General features: G+C 49.7%; 22 protein-coding genes. 15 read left to right on the top strand and 7 right to left on the bottom strand.

Features of this window, described 5'->3' with window-relative positions:
- Nucleotides 1-73 precede the first annotated feature (73 nt).
- The 7 genes from AC6RNO_RS28700 to AC6RNO_RS28730 all read left to right on the top strand — a co-directional run bounded on the left by AC6RNO_RS28700 (nt 74) and on the right by AC6RNO_RS28730 (nt 7,424).
- A complete protein-coding gene (locus AC6RNO_RS28700; protein ID WP_497107575.1) occupies nt 74-544 on the top strand; it encodes a PfkB family carbohydrate kinase in 471 nt (156 codons plus the stop codon).
- A complete protein-coding gene (locus AC6RNO_RS28705; protein WP_474686614.1) occupies nt 541-825 on the top strand; it encodes a hypothetical protein in 285 nt (94 codons plus the stop codon). Before AC6RNO_RS28700 ends, AC6RNO_RS28705 begins: the two co-directional genes overlap by 4 nt.
- Before the next feature lie 119 nt (nt 826-944).
- Nucleotides 945-1,595 (top strand): gluconate 2-dehydrogenase subunit 3 family protein, encoded by a 651-nt coding sequence (locus tag AC6RNO_RS28710; protein ID WP_497107576.1) that lies wholly within the window; start codon nt 945-947, stop codon nt 1,593-1,595.
- Entirely contained in the window at nt 1,588-3,294 is a 1,707-nt protein-coding gene (locus AC6RNO_RS28715; RefSeq protein WP_497107577.1) for a GMC family oxidoreductase N-terminal domain-containing protein, read from the top strand. The genes AC6RNO_RS28710 and AC6RNO_RS28715 overlap by 8 nt, the downstream gene beginning before the upstream one ends.
- 295 nt (nt 3,295-3,589) lie before the next feature.
- Nucleotides 3,590-5,128 (top strand): spore germination protein, encoded by a 1,539-nt coding sequence (locus AC6RNO_RS28720; RefSeq protein WP_497107578.1) that lies wholly within the window; start codon nt 3,590-3,592, stop codon nt 5,126-5,128.
- Nucleotides 5,125-6,294 carry a Ger(x)C family spore germination protein gene (locus AC6RNO_RS28725; protein ID WP_497107579.1) on the top strand — a complete coding sequence of 390 codons (1,170 nt, stop codon included), beginning with the start codon at nt 5,125-5,127 and terminating at the stop codon, nt 6,292-6,294. Before AC6RNO_RS28720 ends, AC6RNO_RS28725 begins: the two co-directional genes overlap by 4 nt.
- Nucleotides 6,295-6,326: 32 nt before the next feature.
- Nucleotides 6,327-7,424, top strand: coding sequence for an endospore germination permease (locus AC6RNO_RS28730; protein ID WP_497107580.1), 1,098 nt, complete (start codon nt 6,327-6,329; stop codon nt 7,422-7,424).
- 131 nt (nt 7,425-7,555) lie between these two features.
- Here the strand turns inward: AC6RNO_RS28730 and AC6RNO_RS28735 are convergent, their stop codons facing one another.
- The 4 genes from AC6RNO_RS28735 to AC6RNO_RS28750 are packed head-to-tail and all read right to left on the bottom strand — an operon-like array spanning nt 7,556 to nt 11,674.
- Nucleotides 7,556-8,668, bottom strand: coding sequence for an endospore germination permease (locus AC6RNO_RS28735; RefSeq protein WP_497107581.1), 1,113 nt, complete (start codon nt 8,666-8,668; stop codon nt 7,556-7,558).
- Between the two features lie 27 nt (nt 8,669-8,695).
- A complete protein-coding gene (locus AC6RNO_RS28740; protein WP_497107582.1) occupies nt 8,696-8,938 on the bottom strand; it encodes a hypothetical protein in 243 nt (80 codons plus the stop codon).
- 14 nt (nt 8,939-8,952) lie between these two features.
- Nucleotides 8,953-10,116: a Ger(x)C family spore germination protein gene (locus AC6RNO_RS28745; protein WP_497107583.1), complete on the bottom strand. Its 1,164-nt coding sequence runs from the start codon at nt 10,114-10,116 to the stop codon at nt 8,953-8,955.
- Between the two features lie 34 nt (nt 10,117-10,150).
- The gene (locus AC6RNO_RS28750) at nt 10,151-11,674 is read right to left on the bottom strand and encodes a spore germination protein (RefSeq protein WP_497107604.1); all 1,524 of its coding nucleotides are present in this window, start codon (nt 11,672-11,674) and stop codon (nt 10,151-10,153) included.
- A 236-nt stretch (nt 11,675-11,910) separates the two neighbouring features.
- On the opposite strand from AC6RNO_RS28750, the gene AC6RNO_RS28755 reads away from it, so the two are divergent.
- Nucleotides 11,911-12,801, top strand: a complete 891-nt coding sequence (locus AC6RNO_RS28755) for an SDR family oxidoreductase (protein WP_497107584.1) — start codon at nt 11,911-11,913, stop codon at nt 12,799-12,801.
- A 6-nt stretch (nt 12,802-12,807) separates the two neighbouring features.
- On the opposite strand, the gene AC6RNO_RS28760 is transcribed toward AC6RNO_RS28755, so the two are convergent.
- Nucleotides 12,808-14,478 (bottom strand): GMC oxidoreductase, encoded by a 1,671-nt coding sequence (locus AC6RNO_RS28760; protein WP_497107585.1) that lies wholly within the window; start codon nt 14,476-14,478, stop codon nt 12,808-12,810.
- Between the two features lie 89 nt (nt 14,479-14,567).
- Between AC6RNO_RS28760 and AC6RNO_RS28765 the strand changes: the two genes are divergently transcribed.
- Together AC6RNO_RS28765 and AC6RNO_RS28770 are read left to right on the top strand one after the other, a co-directional pair.
- Nucleotides 14,568-15,371 (top strand): ThuA domain-containing protein, encoded by an 804-nt coding sequence (locus AC6RNO_RS28765; protein ID WP_497107586.1) that lies wholly within the window; start codon nt 14,568-14,570, stop codon nt 15,369-15,371.
- Nucleotides 15,372-15,384: 13 nt separating this feature from the next.
- Nucleotides 15,385-16,431, top strand: coding sequence for a galactose-1-epimerase (locus tag AC6RNO_RS28770; protein ID WP_497107587.1), 1,047 nt, complete (start codon nt 15,385-15,387; stop codon nt 16,429-16,431).
- A gap of 106 nt (nt 16,432-16,537) precedes the next feature.
- Here the strand turns inward: AC6RNO_RS28770 and AC6RNO_RS28775 are convergent, their stop codons facing one another.
- Nucleotides 16,538-16,711: a hypothetical protein gene (locus AC6RNO_RS28775; RefSeq protein ID WP_497107588.1), complete on the bottom strand. Its 174-nt coding sequence runs from the start codon at nt 16,709-16,711 to the stop codon at nt 16,538-16,540.
- Nucleotides 16,712-16,948: 237 nt separating this feature from the next.
- On the opposite strand from AC6RNO_RS28775, the gene AC6RNO_RS28780 reads away from it, so the two are divergent.
- The 4 genes from AC6RNO_RS28780 (at nt 16,949) to coaD (ending at nt 19,492) form a co-directional block, all read left to right on the top strand.
- Nucleotides 16,949-17,698: a glycoside hydrolase domain-containing protein gene (locus tag AC6RNO_RS28780; RefSeq protein WP_497107589.1), complete on the top strand. Its 750-nt coding sequence runs from the start codon at nt 16,949-16,951 to the stop codon at nt 17,696-17,698.
- A 239-nt stretch (nt 17,699-17,937) separates the two neighbouring features.
- Entirely contained in the window at nt 17,938-18,045 is a 108-nt protein-coding gene (locus AC6RNO_RS28785; RefSeq protein ID WP_497107590.1) for a YjcZ family sporulation protein, read from the top strand.
- A 364-nt stretch (nt 18,046-18,409) separates the two neighbouring features.
- Nucleotides 18,410-18,964, top strand: coding sequence for a 16S rRNA (guanine(966)-N(2))-methyltransferase RsmD (gene rsmD / locus AC6RNO_RS28790; RefSeq protein WP_497107591.1), 555 nt, complete (start codon nt 18,410-18,412; stop codon nt 18,962-18,964).
- Nucleotides 18,965-18,988: 24 nt separating this feature from the next.
- On the top strand, nt 18,989-19,492 hold the full coding sequence (gene coaD / locus AC6RNO_RS28795; RefSeq protein WP_497107592.1) for a pantetheine-phosphate adenylyltransferase: 504 nt from the start codon (nt 18,989-18,991) through the stop codon (nt 19,490-19,492).
- A gap of 17 nt (nt 19,493-19,509) precedes the next feature.
- Here the strand turns inward: coaD and AC6RNO_RS28800 are convergent, their stop codons facing one another.
- Nucleotides 19,510-20,802, bottom strand: a complete 1,293-nt coding sequence (locus AC6RNO_RS28800; protein ID WP_497107593.1) for a nucleoside recognition domain-containing protein — start codon at nt 20,800-20,802, stop codon at nt 19,510-19,512.
- Between the two features lie 125 nt (nt 20,803-20,927).
- Between AC6RNO_RS28800 and AC6RNO_RS28805 the strand changes: the two genes are divergently transcribed.
- Entirely contained in the window at nt 20,928-22,052 is a 1,125-nt protein-coding gene (locus AC6RNO_RS28805; protein WP_474686626.1) for a SepM family pheromone-processing serine protease, read from the top strand.
- Nucleotides 22,053-22,058 lie beyond the last annotated feature (6 nt).

Genomic DNA, 22,058 nt, shown 5'->3' on the forward strand with positions numbered 1-22,058 from the left:
GCTAAGTTGCGGCCCGTTTGCCGGAAAAGCCTGCGAAAGTGCAGGAATTTTCCGCGAAAATGAGTCAGAGCCCATGATCGCGGCGAAAAGACTGTACTATTGCAGGAATATGTCGCGGCTAGCTGTATCCATCGAGCAAAAACTGCACTTTTGCAGGTTTTCTTCGTGTGCAGCCAGGCAGATTGTGCGATCGGCTCGGGCGTGTAGGTCGCTGCTTCAATCGATCGATGTTTTGACGCCTGACGAAACGGAGTTCGAGCAGTTGTCCGGGCACTCCATTGAGCATATTAATGGAGAGGAGCTCGCCGGGCTGCTGCTTGCCTGGGAACGCAAGCACGGGCATCGAGTATGCCTGACACGCGGAAAAGCAGGCTGCTCGTTTGTGCAGGAAGGCAAGCTGGTCACGCTTCCCGCGCCGGCGGCTGACGTTGTCGATACTACGGGCGCGGGAGATGCGTTCAACGCGGCGCTGTCCTACGGATTATGCTGCGGATGGGCGTTCGAACAGGCGGCATATAGAAGAAAGATGGGGGGATTGGCATGACAGGGAATATGAGTTATATTTTGGCCATCGCAGTCGGCATCATCGTCCTGGCTGTTCTGACCTTGATGAATTTCCGGAAAATGAGCCGTACGAAGGCCGATCTGACGATGCTGAAAAAAAGAACGCTGCTTTGGACGGAAATTTCTTTGGCGCTTTTTTTGATCCAATTGTTTTTTCGCAAGGAGGACATGGGATTTCTGGTGTTTTTCGGTTTGTTGACCTTGTTTACAGGCGCGCATTATTTGGGTGTCCGCTACTATTCGAAACGGCAGTCCGGGTAAGCGGCAAAGCCAAATCCGTAAGCTGCCTCCGGAACAACAAAAATAACGAATAATGTATGAATCCTTAAAATAAACTGGATATGATCAGGGAAATCCCGGTTGTGACGAGGAGGACTCCAATGAATCCGGTTCATGCATATGATTCATACGCAGATTTACTCACGATTTCAACGTTTAAAGCGCTGGTTGAAGCGATCGTTCCGTATACTCCCATGTTTGGAGCGGAACAGGCGGCAGGTGCGGCGGAATTGGATATTCAAGGGTATATGGTTTGGGAATTGAACCATAATCTTTCACTTTTTTGGGGAACTCATTTAACCGGAGTTCCCTTAGCTTCGTCCACCGCCGAACTGCTGAATGCCGGAGCAGCCCAGTTTATTGCGTCCGGCCAAGCGCAAGATCCTCCCCATTTTGCAGTCTGGGAGGACGGATCTTTCGCTGGTCTCTCGCCCCGCGACCGCATTCGGGTATTGGCGATGCTGGAGCAGCTCGATGTCGATCTGGGAAGCTTGCCGCCCCCGTACAAAGACGATGGAGGATTTGTCAAATACATCGTGGATTTTTTGGTTCGGATGACGATGTTCGGTTATTATTCGGAATGGTCCGCTTACGGTTCGACACGTTTGAATACGCCGACTCAGCGGAGGCTGGAGTATTTTCCGATCAGTTGGAGGCAGGTCGGGTACCCGGGCGTATCCAAAGGCTATCGCGCCCTTCGCGGTTATTTATTGACAATCGTACGCGGAGAAGGAGGGAGCCCGAATGCTTGATGCCGATGTGATCGTAATCGGATCCGGAGGCGGAGGCGCCGTCGCGGCCAAAGAGCTTGGAGAAAAAGGACTGAAGGTGTTGGTTCTGGAAGCGGGGCCCTGGTATGGCAACGGCAAATGGCCGAACCCCAATGCCGAACGCGGCGCGGAGTCGAGCTCCAGTTACGCCGATCTGGATGTGAAGCTGTATAAACAGATTTATAACTCGTATGAAAACAACATAAACGACGGAATATCAGGCGTATTCCGTTTCGGCCCGGCCGACCGCCGCCGTTCGCCCTGGCACCGGGTTTTGCCTCAGAAAGGCGATATTTGGCAGCTAGCCGGCGTCGGAGGAACGACACAGCATTACTGGGCGCAGTCGCCGCGCGCTTTTCCTATTGCCGTCGATAACGTCTGGCCAATCAGTTACCGGGAGCTCATTCCGTATTACGAAAAAGCTGAAGCTACATTGCCCGTCCAGTTTGCGGCGGTGGCTCCGAAAGAGGAACTTTTTTTCTACGGGGCCAAAAAGGCAGGGTGGTCTCTGATTCCGACTCTTGATGTCGTAACCCCGGGCTATCGCCCGCATCCCAACGCGATTCTTCGCCCGAACGAGCATCTGATGGACCCGGGCTATACGATGGAGCAGTTATCCGAAATGGAAGGGTGCAGCCTTAGAGGACATTGTGTCAACGGATGCACGACGGGGCCCACAGTCGACAAAATCGCCAAACGAGGCACTTTGGTCAGTTATGTCCCGCTTGCGCTCAAGACTGGAAATGTTACGATCCGGCCTAATGCCTTCACGATCAAAATTTTGACGAAGTATGATCCAAAAGACGGTCTGTGCGCAAGCGGAGTACAGTTTCGCGATACGTGGACCGGAGAAATCGGCGAGCTTTCGGCTAAAGTTGTCGTGATGGCAGCCGGCTGCATCGAGTCGCCGCGCCTTTGGCTGAACTCCGGGCTGCCCTACAACGAATGGGTGGGGAGAGGTTTAACCAACCATTATTTTGATTGGGTTTCAGGCATATTCGATGAAAAAGTGTTGAACAGCATATTGGGCATTCCGGTGGCCGATCCGTTCGTAGGCAACACCTCGGGAGGCAGGGTCGATATTCCGGGGCTCGGTTCTACGCAAGTTTCCGGTCTGAGTCCCGGATTGTCCGCCTTTATGACCTACGGCTTCAGCGAAGGTGGCTTCGATTCGCTGAACCCGCCGGAACCGGGGGCGTCGTGGGATATTCGCGGCAGAGCCGTCGGCCCTGAATTGAAGGAGCTGATGTACAACTACCGCAGAACGATGAGCATGCTGATTCTCACGGACGACGAGACTCTTTACCACAACAGGGTGACGGTCGATCCGCTTCTGAAAGATGAGCACGGGCCGGTTCCGGTTATTCACTATACCCCCGGTAAAAAAAGCATACAAAGGCGCGATCAACTGGTCAAAATTTCAGCTGAAATTCTTCAGCACGCCGGGGCCAAAAAAATCATTCGCTCGGATTTGCCGGCTGGATTTTTTCTCCATATCGAAAGCACGATGCGCATGGGATATGTGACCGATACGAATTGTGAGGCGCAGCAGGTCAAGCGGCTATATATTGCCGACAACAGCGTACATTTCAACGGTATCGGAGGCCCTAATCCGACGCTTACGACGCAGGCGCTGGCGACGCGCACGGCGGAGAAGCTGGCGGATACATATTTCAGTTAAATCAAGCAGGCAGGCCGGGAGTAAATCTCCTGCCTGCCTTTTTGCCGTTCAGCCCTTGGTGACGGAGTAGTAAAGCACCAGCCCCGATAAAGCGATAATAAACAAAAAACCGACGACCTTCCATATGACTCCATTTTTCATTTTTTCGGTTACCTTCATCTTTTTTTATCGATTGCTTTGTTTTTCAGAATTCCGCGAATGGAGGGATTATATACCATGGATTTTGATTCATTTTCTGAATGAGTCTATTCCTAGTTGGAAATTTTAATGAATAAAGAAAAAGGTGAGAATAGCCATGTTTTTTAAAAGGCTGCTTTCTTGGCGAGCAAGAGAACAGACAGAGAGGTTCAAAATTGAATATGCGATCGAAGGGGACCTGTTCGACAATTTGGATGACAACGAACAATGGTTGAAACAAACATTTAGTCAATGCATGGATCTGAAAATGAGAAGAGTCCAAGCATTCGGTTCGACTCCGTGCCTGTTGGTCTTTTTTCAAGGACTGGTTGATACCGTGCGGTTGGACGAGGAGTTATTAAAACCGCTATTGCAAAATCGATCGCTGAATTGCGGCGCAGCCCCTCAGATACTGGAAATCATGGAGAGCGAACTGGTTCCCGTTGCAAGCGCGATAATGGTTTCAACGAAGAGTGAAACGGTGAAGCACATCGTTATGGGAGAAGCCGTTCTGTTGATTGAATCTGCCAAGCAGGCCATCTCGATACATATGAAAGAAGGTCAACTTCATCGCGCACTGAAGGAACCTGAAACGGAGTCGGTCATTCGCGGTCCGCGGGTCGGCTTTATTGAGAACATCCATTCGAATACGGCATTAATTCGCCAGCAAATCCGCACCCCGCAGCTGAAGATAGAGAATATGTCGGTAGGAGCAATTACGCAAACGGATCTGGTTATATTATACATAGAACATATCGCTTCACCGGAAATTGTCTGCGAAGTGAAGAAGCGCATCTCGCGAATCGATCTGGACAGCGTTCTGGAATCGGGCTACGTGGAAGAAATGATCCGGGATGCGCCCTATTCGCCTTTTCCGGTCATGCATATGACCGAACGGCCGGATACGGTATCAGCTTCCCTTCTGGAAGGGAAGGTGGCGATATTAATTAACGGAACTCCGATGTCTTTGATCGTGCCGGTTACTTTTTGGCATGGATTTCAATCGGCTGAAGATTATTATACAAGCTTCATTTTTTCTACATTTGTTCGATGGCTGCGGTACCTTTTTGGTTTTTTATCCTTGACCTTGCCATCGCTTTTTATTGCCGTTATGACCTTTCATCAGGAAATGATTCCTACTAGCCTGGCTTTAAGTCTCGCGGCGGCAAGAGAGCCTGTCCCTTTTCCGACGCTCATGGAAACGCTGCTGATGGAAATAACTTTCGAGGCTATCCGCGAGGCGGGAATTCGCCTTCCTCGCCCTGTCGGCCAGACCATTAGTATTGTAGGTGTGCTTGTCATAGGGCAGGCTGCCGTTCAGGCAGGAATCGTATCCACTCCGATCGTCATGATCGTGTCCTTGACGGGAATAGCTTCATTTTTGATTCCCAACACGAATATGAGTCAAGCGATTCGTATTTTACGTTTTCCGCTTATGCTGTTTGCAGGCATGTTCGGCTTGTACGGTTTTATGGCATTCATGATTGCGCTGTTGATTCATCTTGTGAATCTGCGTTCCTTCGGGGTTCCCTATATGACCCCGGTGGCTCCATTCCATCCATCCGGAATATGGGATGTTATGGGCAGAGCCCCTTGGTGGGTTCTGCACAAGCGCCAGCATCGCGTTCGACCAAAACAGGAGTTGGAGAAACAATGATTCGAATGAAATGGTTTCAAGCGGCGGTTCCTTTCCTTTGTCTCACTTTATTTACAGGCTGCTGGGACAGGACCGAACTTAATGATCTTGCGCTTGTCGTAGCTAGCGGCATGGATCTTGCCGAGAACGGGCAAGTAGAGTTTACTTTTCAGATTGCCGTGCCTTCAGCTCCGACCGGCTTGATGGGGAGCGGGGGGAAAAACAAAAAGTCGGTTCTGGTCGTCACGGAGATGGGGAAGGACGGTTCGGATGTGCTTGCCAAGCTGCAGCAGCGATTGTCCCGGAAAATCTCTTTAGGCCACAGATCAGTAACGATTATAGGTGAAAAATACGCCAGACACAGGCTGGACCAGGTTATGGATATATTTTTGCGTTCGCCCGACAGCCGGTACTCCGTTTATTTATTGACCGCGCATGGAACGTCCGCCAAGGACATTTTGAAGGCTCAATATTTGCTGGAAACCATCCCCGGTACCGCCATCAGAAAAATGCAATCCAGCCGCATCAGCCTGTCCCTGAAAGTAGACGAGTTTCTGAACGCCATGTCTTCATTTGGGAGATCGCCGGTTACCGGAGCGATCCGGCTGAGTGACAGTAAGAATGCGGATGCTCCTTTCGTGATTAACGAAGCGGCCGTGTACCGCGATAATCAGTTGACCGGATTTTTGACGGAAGAAGAAGTGAAGGCATTGCAGTGGTGGAGAGGAGAGCTTAAGAACGTCAATATAACCGCACAGGTTGAGCCGCCGGACAAAGATTTCAAGGGAACAGCCGACATGATTGTCTCGAAGGGCCGTACGGCTATAAGCACGAAGGTTAAAGACAACATGCCGGAAGTAACGGCGATTTTTAAGGTAAAAGGAAGAGTATTGGAGAACGATACAAGGCTGGATTTGAGCAAGGCCGAAAATTTAAAACGTATCGAAAGCAAAATATCCGATGATCTGAAAAAACAAATCGTCAGCACGTTCAATCGCGTACAGAAACAATTGAAATCGGATATTTTCGGTTTAGGCGAAGAAATCCATATCCGACATGCCGCTTATTGGAAAAACAACAAGAGCCGCTGGAACGAAATCTATCCGCAGGTTCCGGTTCACATCGAGGTTGAGGTCGCAATTGAGCGCGTCGGCAGAACTCAGGCGCCTGCGAACCTGAAGAAATAGAATAATGAATCGTGAGAAGAGGGTTGTCAAGGATGAAAATAACCGGCCTTCAAGTTTTCTGGATGATCACTATCATGGAGCTGGGAATGACTTTGTTGATGACGTTTACGCCCAGTCTGCAAGCAGCGAAGCAAGATGCATGGCTGTCTGTTTTTATCGCCGGAAGCATCGCATTGTTGGCGGCAGTAATTACAACCAAGCTTGTGCGTCTCCATCCGGATCAGACCTTCGTACAATTCAGTCAAACGATTATGGGAAAATGGATCGGCAAGATCGTCATCGTTATTTATCTTGTCCAGTGGTATACCATCATTCCCATCGTCCTGCGCCAATTCAGCGATCTGCTGCGGATTCTGCTTTTTCATGAAACGCCGACTTTTATCATTGTTATCATTATGATCCTGCTTACCGTGTATGTGACCTATTCCGGGGGGATCGACGGGATCGGACGCTGCAGTGAAATTTTAGGTCCCCTGATTATTATTATGGTATTGCTGGTTCTCGCTACAAGCGTTCCCAACATTTATTTCAAGAATCTGAGGCCATTTTATGCGGACAGCGGGCTTATGGCCATCTTCAAGGGGGCGCTGCCGCCTGCCTCTTATCTTGGACATGCGGTTGAATTCGTTATGCTCTCAACGTTTCTCTTTTCACCGCACAAGGGAGCGCCCTACGTCATTTGGGGTGTGGCGGTAGCTTGGCTCTGTACACTGTTATCGATGATCATGGTCATTTTGACGGTAGGCGTCAATCTCACATCCAAAATGTGGTATCCTTTTTTCGAAATGACCAAAAAAATATCGATTTTTGGATTTATTGAAAATTTGGACGCGATAGCGGTGATCATTTGGATAGCAAGCGTATTCATTAAATTGTCCATTTATATGTTTGTAACCAGCTACGGAACGGCACAATTTTTACAGGTGAAAAATTGGAAGATGATGATTTGGTTTATTGCCCCGGTTGTCATGGTCTTTTCGTTATTTCCCCAAAATATTTCCGAAGCGACCGGCAATTATTTGAACAATTATTGGGTTCCGTTCGTGCTGCCCGTCAATATGCTCGGCCTGCCTCTGCTGCTGTTGGTCGTAGGGAAAATCAGACAGAAGAACATCCTCAAGCGATCCTAAAAAATATGCGGCTGAACTTTTTATAAAGGCCAGTGCCAAAAAAATTCTCCGAACCGATTGGCCAAGGGGATTAGCGGCTCATATCGGCGGAGAAGACGGCGGATACATATTTCAGTTAGGGAGACCGGCCTTCACTGGCACCGTGCCTCCGTTTTTTTTCGCAATGCTGCTGCGGCGGCAACGATGAGCAGGGGGATCAAAAAAGCAAAAGTGGCCCATAACGGATGGATAACCGAAACGGCATAAATCCAGCGGGCCGCTCCTCTTTCAATTTGAGACAAGGAAAACAGGTAGCAGGTCAGTGTAAGAGGAAGGATCAGGATGCGGTCGTCTTGAAGATTGAACAAGTTCGTAAACGTTAAATTCAGTACAAATAGCGTAATGGTTGCTTTTATAAAAGCTGTCATTATTAAGGAGATGCCTACAAGGGATTCAATCCTTTGAATGACTTCAAGCAGGTCGATAATCCGGGCTACTTCAAACATGGAATACTTTCGTTCTCCTGCCATTGGACCGAATACCAAAATCGTGTTGAGCGTCACGGCAATTAAACAAACAGCGTTAATCAACAAAGCAAGATACATGCCCTTTTTTACATAGGTCTGTTCTTCCTTGCGTACATAAGGCAAAATCATGGCCATAAGCACAAGCTCGACAAAGGGAAACCCGTATGAGAAATAAGCGCCGAGCAGCACCGGTTTTACGCCGTCCGGCATAACGGGAAACAGATGGTCGACCACAAAATTGTTTCCGGACAAGACAAGAATGAGGATGATGAAACAAAGGACACAGACCATAGGAAGAAAGATCATTCTGGCGATCGTTTCAATCCCTGAGCGCACTGTAAGAGCGATAACCACAAACACGGACAATACAAACAAGTTCAACGGGGTCTGCCGCATCATGGAACTGGTCATAAATAAACCGATATCCAGCACGATTCCGGATGCCATGTGAAATTGAAACGAGATAAACGGAATGGCGAGCAGCACCGTAACCCAATTGCCAACCAATGCCTTGCTGTATTCGATGTAAGTCAGGTCGGGAAATTTGCGGTACATATACAGGACGCAGGAAAGGATGATCATGCCTACAGACAGTGAGAGCAGCAGGGAGATCCACGCCCCGTTCTTGGAGTAGCCGATCAGCGGTCCGGGGATATTTACGATAGAAGAGCCCGTCATGTAAGCAAAAAATAAGACGGACATTTGCGATGAGCTAATTTGCTCCTTATTTCTCATCATTTGCACCCCGGCAGCAGTTTTGTTGAGTTAAGAGGGAACCTTTAAAAAATCGACAATACGACGGGCCAGTCCGCCTAAAAGCACGGCGGCGGCGTCTTCAAGAGACGGCCATTTCAGGTCAAATGCGTAATGGATGCCCAGGTAAACCGAAAGCAGCGTTACGGTCGCATAAGCGATGATTTCGCGGCTGCCCAACTGTTTTAATTTCGGTATATCCACAAACGAAATGACGGCGTACACCCCCAGGAGAAATAACAATTTGGCTGGCATGATTCCATTCCCTTCTATTTTTTGAAAGCAGGCTTACCGACAGTAGTTCCGCTATTAATGACTTTGGCTTCTACTTCGATATCGAACTCACTGGTTGCAAACCGGTCATTCCAGTTTTTTTTCCACTGTTTCCACATGGGTGGATTTTTCTGATATACTTTGTTGCCCAATCCAATGGCGTCAAATTTGTTTTCTTTTAGCCAGTCGGTTGTTTCCGTCATTCGCTGTTTAACCGTCTCCTCCACTTTTTTCGCGAATTTCTTTTCCTCATCTACCGATTCCACCTTGGAGCAGGACAATTCCATGATGGCTACTTCCAGGTTGACCTTTACATGAACCTTCAGCGAATGCTCTTCGATGACATTTGGCCGCCATTTGCTTTTGAAGGTGACGATTTCCACGGCTTCCACCTGCTTCGGATTGGATGGATTTTGGCATGGTATATCAATCATTCCGTTCTCATACTTATTCAACAGCATTTGCAGGATTTCAACTTTCCCGGGTTCCATTTTGCCGACAAGCTTCCCCTCTTTAAGCAAGGCAATTCCGGCTATATTGGTGACCGTGGTTGAATCCTTGGATACATACAGATAGGGAACCATAGCGTTGCCGACTTGGCTTTTCATTTGCAAGCCCAATTTCAGCAAATTGGTTTCCATCGTTTTTGCGCTGTTGGACGCGGTCGCTTTTTCGCTTTGGTATAATTGTTGGCTTATCGTATTTTCGATGATCGGTTTCATTTTCAAATATTTTTCCGCTCTTCCCTCCGCAATCATGATGGAAATCGTCATTCGCGGCTCATGGTCCCGATAAAAAAATTCGAGAAAGTCGAATATATCCCGTTCGCGGGCCAGCTTTTCTCCAATGATAATGAGGCGGGTATGGCTCCACTGGGATTTACGGCCGAGATGAATGGGAATATCGCGAATGGCTCTGGGTACCGTATCATCGATAGTTGTAACATTGGCGTATGATACGGCAGTCGATTTGCCGCCAATCATACCGACCCCTTGGGTTGGCTTGAACATTTGTGTTGTTATTGAAATTTTTTTGTCTTTGGCCTGGTCCACGGCAATCCCCATGACAAATCCTTTTTCAGGCAACTCGGCGCGATCCCAGCATCCCGTCAACAAGAAAAGGGCTGATAAGCCTAAGCTTACCCATATCCACTTATTCATGATCCTTGTTCTCTCCCGATTCCGGCATTGTATCTTATTTGGAAGGCTTGCGCATATGTCGATTACGCGGCGATTGCATCAATACGCCGAGCGGCGCGCGAACGAATACATCCTTCATTTGACTTGGTCTGAATGGACTGATAGGGCTTAGGTAGGGCTGTCCTAAAGATCGTAGGTTCGCCAAGTGCAGCCAAATAAGCAGGAAGGCGATCAATATGCCGAATATGCCCAAAACAGCTGCGAACAGCATGAGCGGAAAACGTAAAATACGCAGCGCAATGGCAAAGTTGTACTGGGGTATGGCAAAGGATGCAATTCCGGTTAATGCAACAATGATCACCATGATCGGCGATGCGATGCCGGCATTGATGGCGGCTTCTCCGATAACAAGCGCTCCTACGATGCTTACCGCGGATCCGACCGGACGAGGGAGACGAATTCCGGCTTCCCTAAGGAGTTCGAAGAAAAATTCCATAATGAACGCCTCAAAGACGGCAGGAAATGGAATCCCTTCACGGGAGTTGAGGATGGCGAGCAGGAGCACAGTCGGAATTAATTCCGTATGATAGGTGGAGAACGCAATATATACGCTAGGCAGTCCCATAGCAATCAACAGCGCAATGAATCTCAGGATGCGGATAATACTTGAAAAAACGGTTCTCTGATAATAATCTTCGCTCGAATGCAGCAGTTCAAGGAACAAACCGGGACAAATGAGAATAGATCCGGTCCCTTCAACCATGACGATAATTTTTCCTTCCAGTAGGGAGGCTACGGCGACATCTGTTCTCTCGGTGTAGCGATATTGAGGAAAAGGAGAGTAGGTGGAATCCTCAATGACTTCTTCTATGTAGGATGTTTCCAGTATTTCTTTGTTGTGAAGCTTGGAAACTCTTATTTGAAATTCGGCTAACACTTCAGGATTAACGGTTCCGTCCAAATAGCCGTAAGCAACTGTCGTTTTCGTGTGGCCTGACACCGGCAGCGTCTCAATTTTAAAATGAGGCGTCTTTAACCTTAGGCGCAGCATTCCGATATTTTTCGACAAATTTTCAACGGTGCTTTCACGAGGTCCTTGTACGACCGGTTCAGTGACGGATTCGGTGACTTGCCTGGTTTCAAGGCCTATCGCCTTATAACTGAGCGCTTTGTTCCAATCGTCGAAAAAAATGACGAGATTGCCGAACATGACTTCAATTATCGCTTGATTGAAATCTTCGATTAAAAAGGCGCTATGCGCAGAGGCGACATTGCGACTGAAATAGAAACCGATATCTTCAGGGGTAACCGCCGTTCCCGGACCTACTTCGTATGGGACCAGGTCTTGAAGCGATTCTTTAAAAAAATTATGCTCTTTTTTTTGAATGAGCGATTCGGAATAAACGGAAAATGCGCTATGCCTCATTTCGGGACCGTACTGCCACGGGAGGAAAACAACGTCACTGCAGCGATCGAACGTCTCTTTCATCCTTTGCAGGTTGTCCGGCAAATGAGAAGAGATCGTTGAATTGCCTGCGGCTGAATCGGGAAGCATTCCACCATCCGCTCCGTTTGACATGGAAAGCGCATCGTTGGCGTAGTTAGGTGTATGACTCCTGTTGTGAAAACGGCCCTTGACAAGCCATTTGAACAAGTTCATAACGATCATCCTCCCTGATAGTGGTAATAGTGTACCCCATTATTGAAATGTAATTCCCAAGGGAGGAAATCGCTGTGAAAAGATGCGGGACATTCACCCAATTGTTTGTTGGTGAATAACCTGAAAGCAACTAGTTTCGACGGAGGAATGAATTCATGTATCCAAACTACGGTAATGTTATCAAGTGCGATCATTTACCCGTGGAGTTTCCGCCACAGTACCAACCGGGGCAACCGGGAATCGAATCCATTATGATACCAAGACCGGTCTCGGAAAATACACAATATGTCGGCACCGGAAAATTAGACGGCAAAGTGGCTATTATTACAGGAGGGGATAGCGGCATCGGGCGCGCAATCGCGTATCTGTTTGCCAAGGAGGGAGCGGACATCGTTGTAGTCTATCTGAATGAACATGGAGATGCCGAAGAAACCAAGACAAGAGTCCGGCAATTGGGGCGCAGATGTTTGACCATTGCGGGGGATATCGGATATGAGGACTTTTGCAGGCAGGCCGTTCAGCAAGCTTTATCCGAGTTCGGGCGGATTGATATTTTAATTAATAATGCCGCTGAGCAGCACGTTCAATACAGTATCGAACATATTACCTCCGCGCAGCTTGAACGTACATTTCGAACTAATTTTTTCTCGTTCGTTTATTTTGCAAAGGCCGTCGTTCCCCATCTAAGACCGGGAAGTACGATTGTAAACACAAGCTCAGCCACGGGATATACGGGTTTTAAAGAGCTGATCGATTATTCGGCGACAAAAGGAGCGATCAGCGCGTTTACCCGCTCGTTGGCGTTATCGTTGATAGAGAGAGGCATCCGGGTGAATGCTGTTGCCCCCGGAAGAACATGGACCCCTCTGACTCCTGCATCTCTTCCCCCGGACATGTATACGACTTTTGGCGCCGAAAATCTGCTCAAACGAGCGGGTCAGCCTGTAGAAATTGCCCCGGCGTATTTGTATCTGGCATCCGACGATTCGACCTATGTGGTGGGGGTAACCATTCATGTAAATGGCGGAGAGTATAGAAGCCTTTGATCCCGATTATTTAAGCTGTCTCATGATATGATCGGCGGTCCGAATCGCCAAGGCAACGGTTGTCAAGGTAGGATTGGTAGCACCGATTGAGGGCAGGACGCTATTATCGGCTACGTACAAACCCGATATGCCGTGTATTTGTCCGAATGGATTCGTTGCCGAAGTGTTCGGGTCTTCACCCATCCGACAAGTTCCGGACTCATGGTTATCCAACCCAGGGGGCCACAAGCAAATGTCGGGCACACCGTTCAACGCAGCCAAGCGCAACTGCATGGCTGAGGAAGCGTGCCGGATAGCGGTAAACATTTGACGAATTATCGCTTTATCTTTCTCGCTATACGAGAATTCAACTTGAATATCCGGCATTCCGAATTCATCCCGCCTGTTTGGGTCAAGGAAGACTCTGTTTCCATAACGTGATTCCACCCTGCCGGAAGCGCCGTAGAAGCTGATTCCCCACTCGTCCTTAATCGGCTTTTTTTCGTATTGATAGTTGAAAAATTGCTCAGGTCCTTGAAGCTGCAATTGATAGGGGCGATCCTGCTGCTCCGGGACTATAATGCCCAGCGCTCCCAAAGGTTCTGGAAAGCCCTTGGTATTAACGCTTGCGGTTGCGATAAGGTAGGAGTGGTTGACGAGGTACCGGCCGATCGCTTTTCCCGGAATTTTGGAGTTAAGCAAAATACGCGGGGTTTGTAATGTGCTTGCCGATAAAACGACGGTTTTCGCCTTGATGAAATGGGATTTCTTATCCGGGGTTATTACCCGAACGCCGGCTGCCTTTCCGCCGTCCGCAATCACTTCAGCGACATAGGCATTAACGGCCAGATCAAAAGGGCGACGGCTCAACGCTTTTGCATAGAAAACGATCGAGCTGAAGAAAACGTTGGAATGAAGCTTTCCGTACTGGGTCTGAGCTAGGTCGGTAGCAATCGGCAAATCGCCGGCATTGTAATAGCCGTTTTCACGGAGCCTCTTCAGAAGCACCTGCGTAATCGACGAATCTTTCGCATAAGAAGTTGTGATGCCCATGACTTCCTCAGCGATATTATAATACAGCTCCATTTCCCGGATAGAAACCGGCCAGTCTGCCATTTCGAAAGACGGCAAGCGGGGGGAGACTGCTCCCCATAACAAGGTTCTTCCGCCAAAAGCATATATCAATTTCCCGCCAGGATATTGCGGCAAATCTCTGCCGATCCACGCGGTTATTTGCGGAGGCGCATACAGCCTGAAACTGTCTCCGTCGATAGTTGCTATGTTAGCTACGTGGGTGGGCAAAAAGAGGCTTCCTCTTTCCAGGATGCCGATCCGTTTTCCGTTGTTCCCCCACTGTTCGCACAATCTCCAATTGACGGCTCCTCCTCCCGCGCCCGATCCGACAATGAGGACATCGTATTCGACAGCAGCCATCTGCTCCACGGAAGTGAGCGGAATCCAGTCCGGAAGAAATTTTTCCGGAGATTCAGGTGCGCAAAAAGAAGCGAAGATTCTATCTTCGGTTGTTGGCGCCGTATGCCCGGAAGGGAGGTTGACATATTCCCCCGCAATGATCGTGACAGGATTGGCGATATGCGGATTTATGGAAGTTAATTGCTCTAGTCCGATCTGAAATGATTGTGAGATTCTGAGGAGGGTATCGTCAGAGCCGGCAACATATATCCTCAATAGGGTCACATCCTTTCCAATGAAAATATATGCTTCGTATATCTATGTTCATTACGTTATTTCGCAATATATTGGCCACTATAAGGGAGGGGCAGAGGATGAATGTCAGGATAGGAAACGGGACGTATTTCGATTTCAAAACGATAAATGTAACGATTTGGAACGAATTTATTCATGAGAGAACGGAGGCGCACGTCGCCCGTATTTATCCAAAAGGGATACATCAGGCGATTGCCGCAGGAATTGGGCCATACGGATTCCGAATCCGCACCGCAACTTTGGATCAGCCGGAGCATGGGCTGACGAAAGAGGTGTTGAACCATACGGATGTTTTGATCTGGTGGGGGCATTTGGCGCACGAGAAGGTATCCGATGAAATTGTCGACAGGATTCAGGCGAGAGTACTGCAGGGAATGGGACTCGTCGTTCTGCATTCCGGGCACCGTTCGAAAATATTTCAAAAATTGATGGGGACCACCTGCGATCTGAAATGGAGGACAGACGCCGAGCGGGAAAGATTGTGGGTTGTCGCCCCCGCCCATCCGATCGTTGAAGGCATCGGCGAATTTATCGAGCTGCAGCCTGAGGAAATGTACGGAGAATTTTTCGACATCCCCGCACCCGAGGAGCTTGTATTTATTAGTTGGTTCCAAGGCGGGGAGGTATTCCGCAGCGGTTGTGCATATTCCCGCGGACTTGGGAAAATTTTTTATTTCAGGCCGGGACATGAAGAGTATCCTACCTACTATAACAAGGAGGTCTTGCGGGTTATAGCGAACGCTGTGCGTTGGGCTGCATCGCCTCATGGAGCGGAGCCCGTATACGGCAACACGGCGCCGCTGGAAAAAGTGTCGAGGGAGGAATTTCCCAGGCCTAGTCAAGGGAAATCGGTCCTCTGGTAGAATTGTCAAGCAGATGTACGGCACAACTTTCGACGGTCAGCCCATACACCTCTATACCTTAACCAATAAGGGCGGCATGCGAGCCGCTATTATGACGTACGGAGGCATTATGACGTCCCTCACCGCGCCGGATCGGAACGGACGCTTTGAAGATGTCGTCCTTGGCTATGCGACGCTGGAGGACTATTTGAAAACCGGCAATAAGCCCTACTTCGGCGCTTTAATTGGAAGATATGGAAACCGTATCGCCAACGGCCGTTTCACATTAGACGGCATAACCTACCAACTGTCTGTGAACGATGGCCGCAACACGCTGCACGGCGGCATGCGAGGATTCGATAAACGGATGTGGCTACCTGTGGAAATTACCTGCGCCGGAGAGAGCGGTCTCGCACTACGCTATTTGAGCAAAGACGGCGAAGAGGGCTTTCCCGGGAATCTTGCAGTAGAAGCTGTATATACACTTACCGACAATAATGAGTTGAGGATTGATTTTTCGGCAGTGACCGATAAAAAGACGGTATTGAATCTGACTCAACACAATTACTACAATTTGGCGGGTGCGGGCAATGGGGATGTTCTGGGACATATTGTAACGCTATATGCCGATCGGTTTACTCCTGTCAGACCCGATCTGATTCCAACGGGGCAAGTGCTAAGCGTCGTAGGTACGCCGCTCGATTTCCGTAAGCCGGCGTTCATCGGTTCCCGGATGCATTCGGACGATCCGCAGATACGGTATGCTCACGGGTATGATTTCAATTATGTGCTAAATCGCAGCGCGTTTCCCGTTGCTCTTGCCGCCACCGTTTACGAACCGGAGTCAGGCCGCAAGATGGATGTCTATACATCGCAGCCCGCCGTTCAATTTTATACGGGAAATTATCTTGACGGAAGCGATATCGGCAAAGGGGGAAAAGGATACAAACAGCATGATGGTCTCTGTCTGGAGACACAACACTATCCGGATTCTCCGAATCATCCGAATTTCCCCAGTACAATACTGCTTCCCGGCCAGATTTTCAGGCAGACCACCGTTTTTAAGTTTTCTGCCTTTTAAGGCGCTTTGCCGGCTGCCCGGGGCGCTGCGGCGTTTCACCTGAAAAAGCTTCTTTGCTTGCAATTTGAGCAATGGGGCTTTTTTGCATGGCCGCATTTAAAGCCTCCTAGTCATCGTGCCAGCTCTTCGGTCTGGTTTTTGCTTGGGCTGTAAATTTATGGTACCATTTTCTTTTCTTCTTTTGCTCCATAATGGTCCGCAATTGCAGCATCAGAAGTTTAGCCCGGTCTTCGTCCGCATATTTGTTTCTTAATTGTTCGAAAATGTTATGATCCCGCAAATGATCGCCTTCCTTTTCTGACTGACTGCTTAACAGGCGAACGCCTTCATGATAGAACTCCGGATTTTGGCAAACGTATGTTCTGTGACCCATAATATCACAATGAGAAGCGTTAGGGAATGGGTATTTTCCATTTCATGGGGCGTTTTCAGCGAATAGGCGGCTTTGCGCTTGCCGGGCAACCGTCCGCTTCGGGTTTGTCCAACGCTGAATAATGTGAATAAAGGGGAGGTGAAAATGATGGGAAAAGGATTTGATTGTGCAACGTCTTTGACTTCGACTACGGCTCCGCTGTTTGCCGGCCAGGGCTATACGTTCGCAGGCCGTTATTTGGCGGAATCCGGTTCATGGAAACGGCTGTCTCCGGAAGAGGCGCAGCAAATTACGAATGCGGGCCTTTATATCGTTTCTTTTTTCGAGCGTTACGGGAACCGGGCCCGCGAAGGAGCGGCGGCAGGCACCGAGGATGGAAAGCTCGCCTTGCAGTACGCGCAGGAAGTCAAGCAGCCGACCGGGTCAACGATCTATTTTGCGGTCGATTACGATGCTCCTTCCACCGACTTCGACGCTATTGAGGCGTATATGAGGGCGGCAGATGCGCAAATTACCGGCTATGAACTGGGGGTATACGGCTCTTACTCGGTCGTTAAAGCGATGAGCAATCGCGGAGTCACAGAGAAGCTTATGCAAACTTATGCGTGGAGCTACAGCCAGAAGTTCGATTCAATCAGCATTTATCAATATCAAAATGACGTTACCGTCAACGGAGTTGCAGTCGATTTGAACGAATCCAACGGAAATGCAGGGGGGTGGAAAGTAGGCATGGCTATTCAACAAACGGCTTCGCTGGATGCCGGCGTAGCTCAGACTGTCATTAATACCTGGATTTCTCCGGCTTGGCATGCAACGAGCGACCAGCAGCAAAAAGATTACCTGCATTGGCTGGCCAATCAGCTTCGAATCGCGTCCGGGCTGCCGCAGGAATGACGCGGGCATTTCTTTTGAAACTACCGAATATTTATAAAATGTTAAAAATAGATTCATCTTATTTTAAGATTCAGAGCGTATATTTAGTCTCAGACCCCCCTTTAAATATATGTTTTTTCCCGCCAAAAAGGCGGGTATTTTTTTATATGACAATTCACGCTCTTGTCCAAGCAAAAAAACGCGATTTACATAGAATAACAGTGTAATACAAGAATTTATCATGAAAGGAGTGCTTGAATATGGCAGTTGCAGTTGGAGTTGGAGATGGAATTCGTAGAAACAGAGCGGTAGAAATTTTGGTGCTCTTCATCCTGTTGGTTATTATTACTACAGCATTTTGTTGGTAAGGTTTTCGGCAGCGTAGCAGGTTAAGCTCCTCAACACCGGGTATCGGCCGTGTGCCGATATCGAAAAACGCCCCCGAACCCACTTCTTGCAAGTGGAGGAGGCGTTTTTTTCATATCCGGGCAAAATATAAACGGCGGTCATTTGCATGACCGCCTCATGGGAGAGGAGAAACCGGACGAAGAGCTTATGGGGAAACGTAAGTCTTCTCCGCGGTTGTCTACGACATTCTCAGATGTCGATAATTCAAGGATGACCGTTTTCAAGAAAATTTATACATGATGCAGACAAATTTTTTGTTTCCGCCCGAAGGTTGTGGTACGATAGCAACATAAATGAACCGGCAAGAAGGGGAACTAAGATAGCATGAGAGTCATTTCAGGCAGCGCCAAAGGCAGGGCGCTAAAGGCCGTACCGGGCTTGAGCACGAGGCCCACGACGGACAAGGTGAAGGAAGCGATCTTCAGCATGATCGGGCCTTACTTTGACGGCGGGCAGGTGCTCGATCTGTTTGCAGGTACGGGAGGTTTGGGAATCGAAGCTTTAAGCCGCGGCATGAGCAGAGCGGTTTTTATTGATGTGGAGAAAAAAAGCGTCGATACGGTGCTTCACAATTTGCAGGCGGCCGGACTGAAGGAGCAGGCGGAAGTATTCCGCAACGATGCCGTCCGCGCGCTGAAGGCGCTGGCGAAAAGAGAACGGCAGTTTGAATTGGTTTTTCTCGATCCGCCTTACAAAATGAAGGCGATTGCCGAACTGATCACGGCGATGGAAGATCAGGGGCTGCTGGCATTGCAGGCGGCTATCGTGGTCGAACATGATGCGGAGGATGTGCTGGCCGAGACGATAGGCGGCATGGAGCAGCAGCGCCGGGCGGAATACGGCGATACGGCTGTGACGATATACAGCCGGACCTCGTAGACAAATGAAGGAGAGATGAGCATCATGAAGAGGCAAGAACACGGCATTACGATAGCGGTGTATCCGGGCAGTTTCGATCCCGTTACTTACGGTCATCTTGATATTATACATAGAGCGGCAAAAGTGTTCGACAAACTGATCGTAGCGGTGCTGAATAACACGTCCAAAAATCCGCTGTTTCCGATCGAAGAACGGATGGACCTTATCAAAACGGTAACGAGAGATTTGCCGAATGTGGAAGTGGACGGCTTCCGCGATCTTTTGATCAATTATATGAAACAAAAAGATGTGAACCTCATCGTCAGAGGGCTCAGAGCGGTATCCGATTTTGAATACGAGCTGCAAATGGCTTCGACCAACCACAAATTAAATGAAGATGTCGAAACGTTTTTCATGACGTCCAAGCCGAAATATTCGTATTTAAGCTCCAGTATCGTCAAAGAGATCGCCAGATTCAACGGTCCGGTCGGAGATTTGGTTCCGCCGGAGGTAGAAGAAGCGTTGAAGATTAAATTTCCGGCGATATGAACGAATCCCGCCGTATGTCAGCGGGAATTCATGTTTTGCCATGTGCGGATGGACAGCGAAAGCAGCAGCATCGCCCCCAGCAGCACAATCAGCTGCGCGGACACCGCTGCCCACAGCGCCCATACCCGTTCGCCCGCGAAAGGGAAGGGGCTTGCAAAGCTGGCGGCCGGGGCTGCATTCAGCCATAAAAAGCTGGGCTCGGCTTGTTCCAGCAGCGGCTGAAGCGGCTTCCACAGCGCGAACGTCAGTACGAACGCAAGTGTGCCGTGCAAGGAGCGGGCCAGGAAAAAGGGGAAGTAGCGCACGTCGGTTTTCTGATGAAATCCGGCTGCCTGCGCATGGGCCGACAATCCTCCCCAGCCCAAAAACGCGCTGAGCAAGGCCATTTGCCACGGGAGCGCTAGCTGCTGCGTCTGGCTGAAGGCGTAAGCGCCAAGATGAATTTCAAACAAGGCTTTGATCCATTGCGGAGCAATATCCGTATCGAGCCTGGCGATAGCCGCGGCGGCGCCAATAACGAAGCGCACGCCTTCTATTAGGTGCGTAATGGTGATGACGTTGATCAATACGGAGAAAATCATCATGTACCCGCCGATCAGCATGAGCGCCTGGACGGAGGAAGTGACCGAATCGCCGAGCAGCTTGCCGAAGGCGCGCCCATCGTGCAAATAGGCTTCGCGCATGCTCTGCGCCGAACGTTTCCAGATGGAAGCCCCGTTATGCATCGAGGGCTGTTTGTGCTCTTTGGAGAGGGGCGGGCTCTCCTGCGTCTGCTTGTGTCCGCCGCGGTTTCGCCACAGCAGCCCTGCAAGGATTGCCGACAAGTAATGGATGACAGCGAGAAGGAACCCTAGTCTGGCGCTGTGAAGGAAGCCGACGCCGACGACCGTTATTAGAAAAAGCGGGCTGCAGAGGTGGGACAAGGCGTTCAGACGCTCCGCTTCGGAACGGGAAAGCAAATTTTTTTCCCGCAGCGTTGCGGTAATTTTGGCACCGGCAGGAAAACCTACTATGAGACCCGATGCCAGCGCCCAGCCGCTCACTCCGGGAAGGCGAAAGAGCAGCCGCATCAGCGGGGTGAGCAAGGTGCCGATTCCTTGAATGACGCCGAACCCGATCAGCAGTTCCGTCATAATAAAAAAGGGCATAAGCGCCGGAAATACCAGCTTCCACCAAATGGAAAGCCCGGCGAGCGAGGATTGAAAAGCCTGATCCGGGAATAAAATGATCGATATGACGACGACCGCAGCCAAGGCCCCGAGCAGCGCCGTGGTAAGCCTGCTGCCGGTTCGTCTGTTCAAACGCTGCATGGAATCACCTCGTCCTTTAAATATGCTACATGTGTACGCGCCAAGCGGCAGCTTTAGACCAAGCATTGCGAACGCCGTCCGCAACGGAAGGCCTGAACGACATCATCAAACGGAGGGAAAGCAGTATGGACGACAAGGAAGAAAACGGCATCCGTACATGGTCTAACAATTCTTACCGTCACCCGGGAAGCGGGGGAATCAGACGTTACCTGGTTTCCATTCTGGTGGGTGTTGTGATTATTTATCTTCTTTTCTTCGTTTCGCTGCCGTATTTTATTTTTATGCCCGGAACGGCTGAGAATATCAGACCGATGGTGACCGTCGCAAAGGGCGCGGATCCCGAGAAAGGGACGCTCATGCTGACGACCGTGCGGGTCGCGGACGCCAACGTAGTGAATTATGTGGTCGCATTGCTCAATCGTTATGAAGAGATTCAGCCCAAATCGAGCGTTTACCGCAATGGGGAGTCCGAGCAGGAATACACGCAGCGGCAGGAATACGTCATGCTGACCTCGCAGGCCAGCGCCATGCAAGCGGCTTACATGAAAGCGGGCGTCCCTTATCATATCAGCCACGAAGGCGTGATGGTGCTTCAGACGCTTCCCGGCTTGTCCGGTGAAAAAGTGCTGAAAGCGGGCGATGTGCTGCTGAAAGCAGGCGATACGGACATCAAGGCGGCTCAGGATTTACTGGACACGCTGAAGGGAAAAAAAGCCGGCGAGACAATCGACATCACATTTAAAAGAAACCAGGTCGAACAGAAGCAGACGCTCGCGCTCGGACTGCTGCCCAAGCAGGAAGGGTCAGGCCAAGAGCAGCGGGCCGGCATCGGCGTAGTGCCGGCCGATATGCAGTCCGTAAAAGCGGACAACGCACAGCAGCAGGTTACGATTAAAGCCGGGGAAATCGGCGGTCCCTCCGCCGGTCTGATGTTCTCGCTCGAAATTTATAACCAGCTTGTCCAAGGCGACATTACCAAGGGCCACCGCATCGCCGGGACGGGGACGATCGATGCCGACGGCACTGTGGGGCCGATCGGCGGCATTCAGCACAAAATTATTGCTGCCGACAAGCAGGGGGCGGAATATTTTTTCGCGCCGAAAGACGTGACCTTTAAGGACGGCACCAAGATTCAAAACTATACCGATGCGGTGGAAAGAGCCAAACAAATTCATTCCAAAATGAAGGTAGTCGAAATTGCCACGATGGACGATGCCTTGAAGTTTTTGAACGACTTGCCGGCCAAATAACATCGG

It is taken from the genome of Paenibacillus sp. sgz302190 (assembly GCF_059820445.1).

Coding starts and splice junctions, on each gene's coding strand:
- AC6RNO_RS28755 (WP_497107584.1), top strand. CDS start 11,911: ATGTATCCAAACTACGGTAATGTTATCAAGTGCGATCATTTACCCGTG.
- AC6RNO_RS28735 (WP_497107581.1), bottom strand. CDS start 8,668: ATGATGAGAAATAAGGAGCAAATTAGCTCATCGCAAATGTCCGTCTTA.
- AC6RNO_RS28700 (WP_497107575.1), top strand. CDS start 74: ATGATCGCGGCGAAAAGACTGTACTATTGCAGGAATATGTCGCGGCTA.
- AC6RNO_RS28710 (WP_497107576.1), top strand. CDS start 945: ATGAATCCGGTTCATGCATATGATTCATACGCAGATTTACTCACGATT.
- AC6RNO_RS28740 (WP_497107582.1), bottom strand. CDS start 8,938: ATGCCAGCCAAATTGTTATTTCTCCTGGGGGTGTACGCCGTCATTTCG.
- AC6RNO_RS28800 (WP_497107593.1), bottom strand. CDS start 20,802: ATGCAGCGTTTGAACAGACGAACCGGCAGCAGGCTTACCACGGCGCTG.
- AC6RNO_RS28770 (WP_497107587.1), top strand. CDS start 15,385: ATGTACGGCACAACTTTCGACGGTCAGCCCATACACCTCTATACCTTA.
- AC6RNO_RS28730 (WP_497107580.1), top strand. CDS start 6,327: ATGAAAATAACCGGCCTTCAAGTTTTCTGGATGATCACTATCATGGAG.
- coaD (WP_497107592.1), top strand. CDS start 18,989: ATGAAGAGGCAAGAACACGGCATTACGATAGCGGTGTATCCGGGCAGT.
- rsmD (WP_497107591.1), top strand. CDS start 18,410: ATGAGAGTCATTTCAGGCAGCGCCAAAGGCAGGGCGCTAAAGGCCGTA.
- AC6RNO_RS28780 (WP_497107589.1), top strand. CDS start 16,949: ATGATGGGAAAAGGATTTGATTGTGCAACGTCTTTGACTTCGACTACG.
- AC6RNO_RS28715 (WP_497107577.1), top strand. CDS start 1,588: ATGCTTGATGCCGATGTGATCGTAATCGGATCCGGAGGCGGAGGCGCC.
- AC6RNO_RS28725 (WP_497107579.1), top strand. CDS start 5,125: ATGATTCGAATGAAATGGTTTCAAGCGGCGGTTCCTTTCCTTTGTCTC.
- AC6RNO_RS28720 (WP_497107578.1), top strand. CDS start 3,590: ATGTTTTTTAAAAGGCTGCTTTCTTGGCGAGCAAGAGAACAGACAGAG.
- AC6RNO_RS28805 (WP_474686626.1), top strand. CDS start 20,928: ATGGACGACAAGGAAGAAAACGGCATCCGTACATGGTCTAACAATTCT.
- AC6RNO_RS28745 (WP_497107583.1), bottom strand. CDS start 10,116: ATGAATAAGTGGATATGGGTAAGCTTAGGCTTATCAGCCCTTTTCTTG.
- AC6RNO_RS28785 (WP_497107590.1), top strand. CDS start 17,938: ATGGCAGTTGCAGTTGGAGTTGGAGATGGAATTCGTAGAAACAGAGCG.
- AC6RNO_RS28705 (WP_474686614.1), top strand. CDS start 541: ATGACAGGGAATATGAGTTATATTTTGGCCATCGCAGTCGGCATCATC.
- AC6RNO_RS28750 (WP_497107604.1), bottom strand. CDS start 11,674: ATGTCAAACGGAGCGGATGGTGGAATGCTTCCCGATTCAGCCGCAGGC.
- AC6RNO_RS28765 (WP_497107586.1), top strand. CDS start 14,568: ATGAATGTCAGGATAGGAAACGGGACGTATTTCGATTTCAAAACGATA.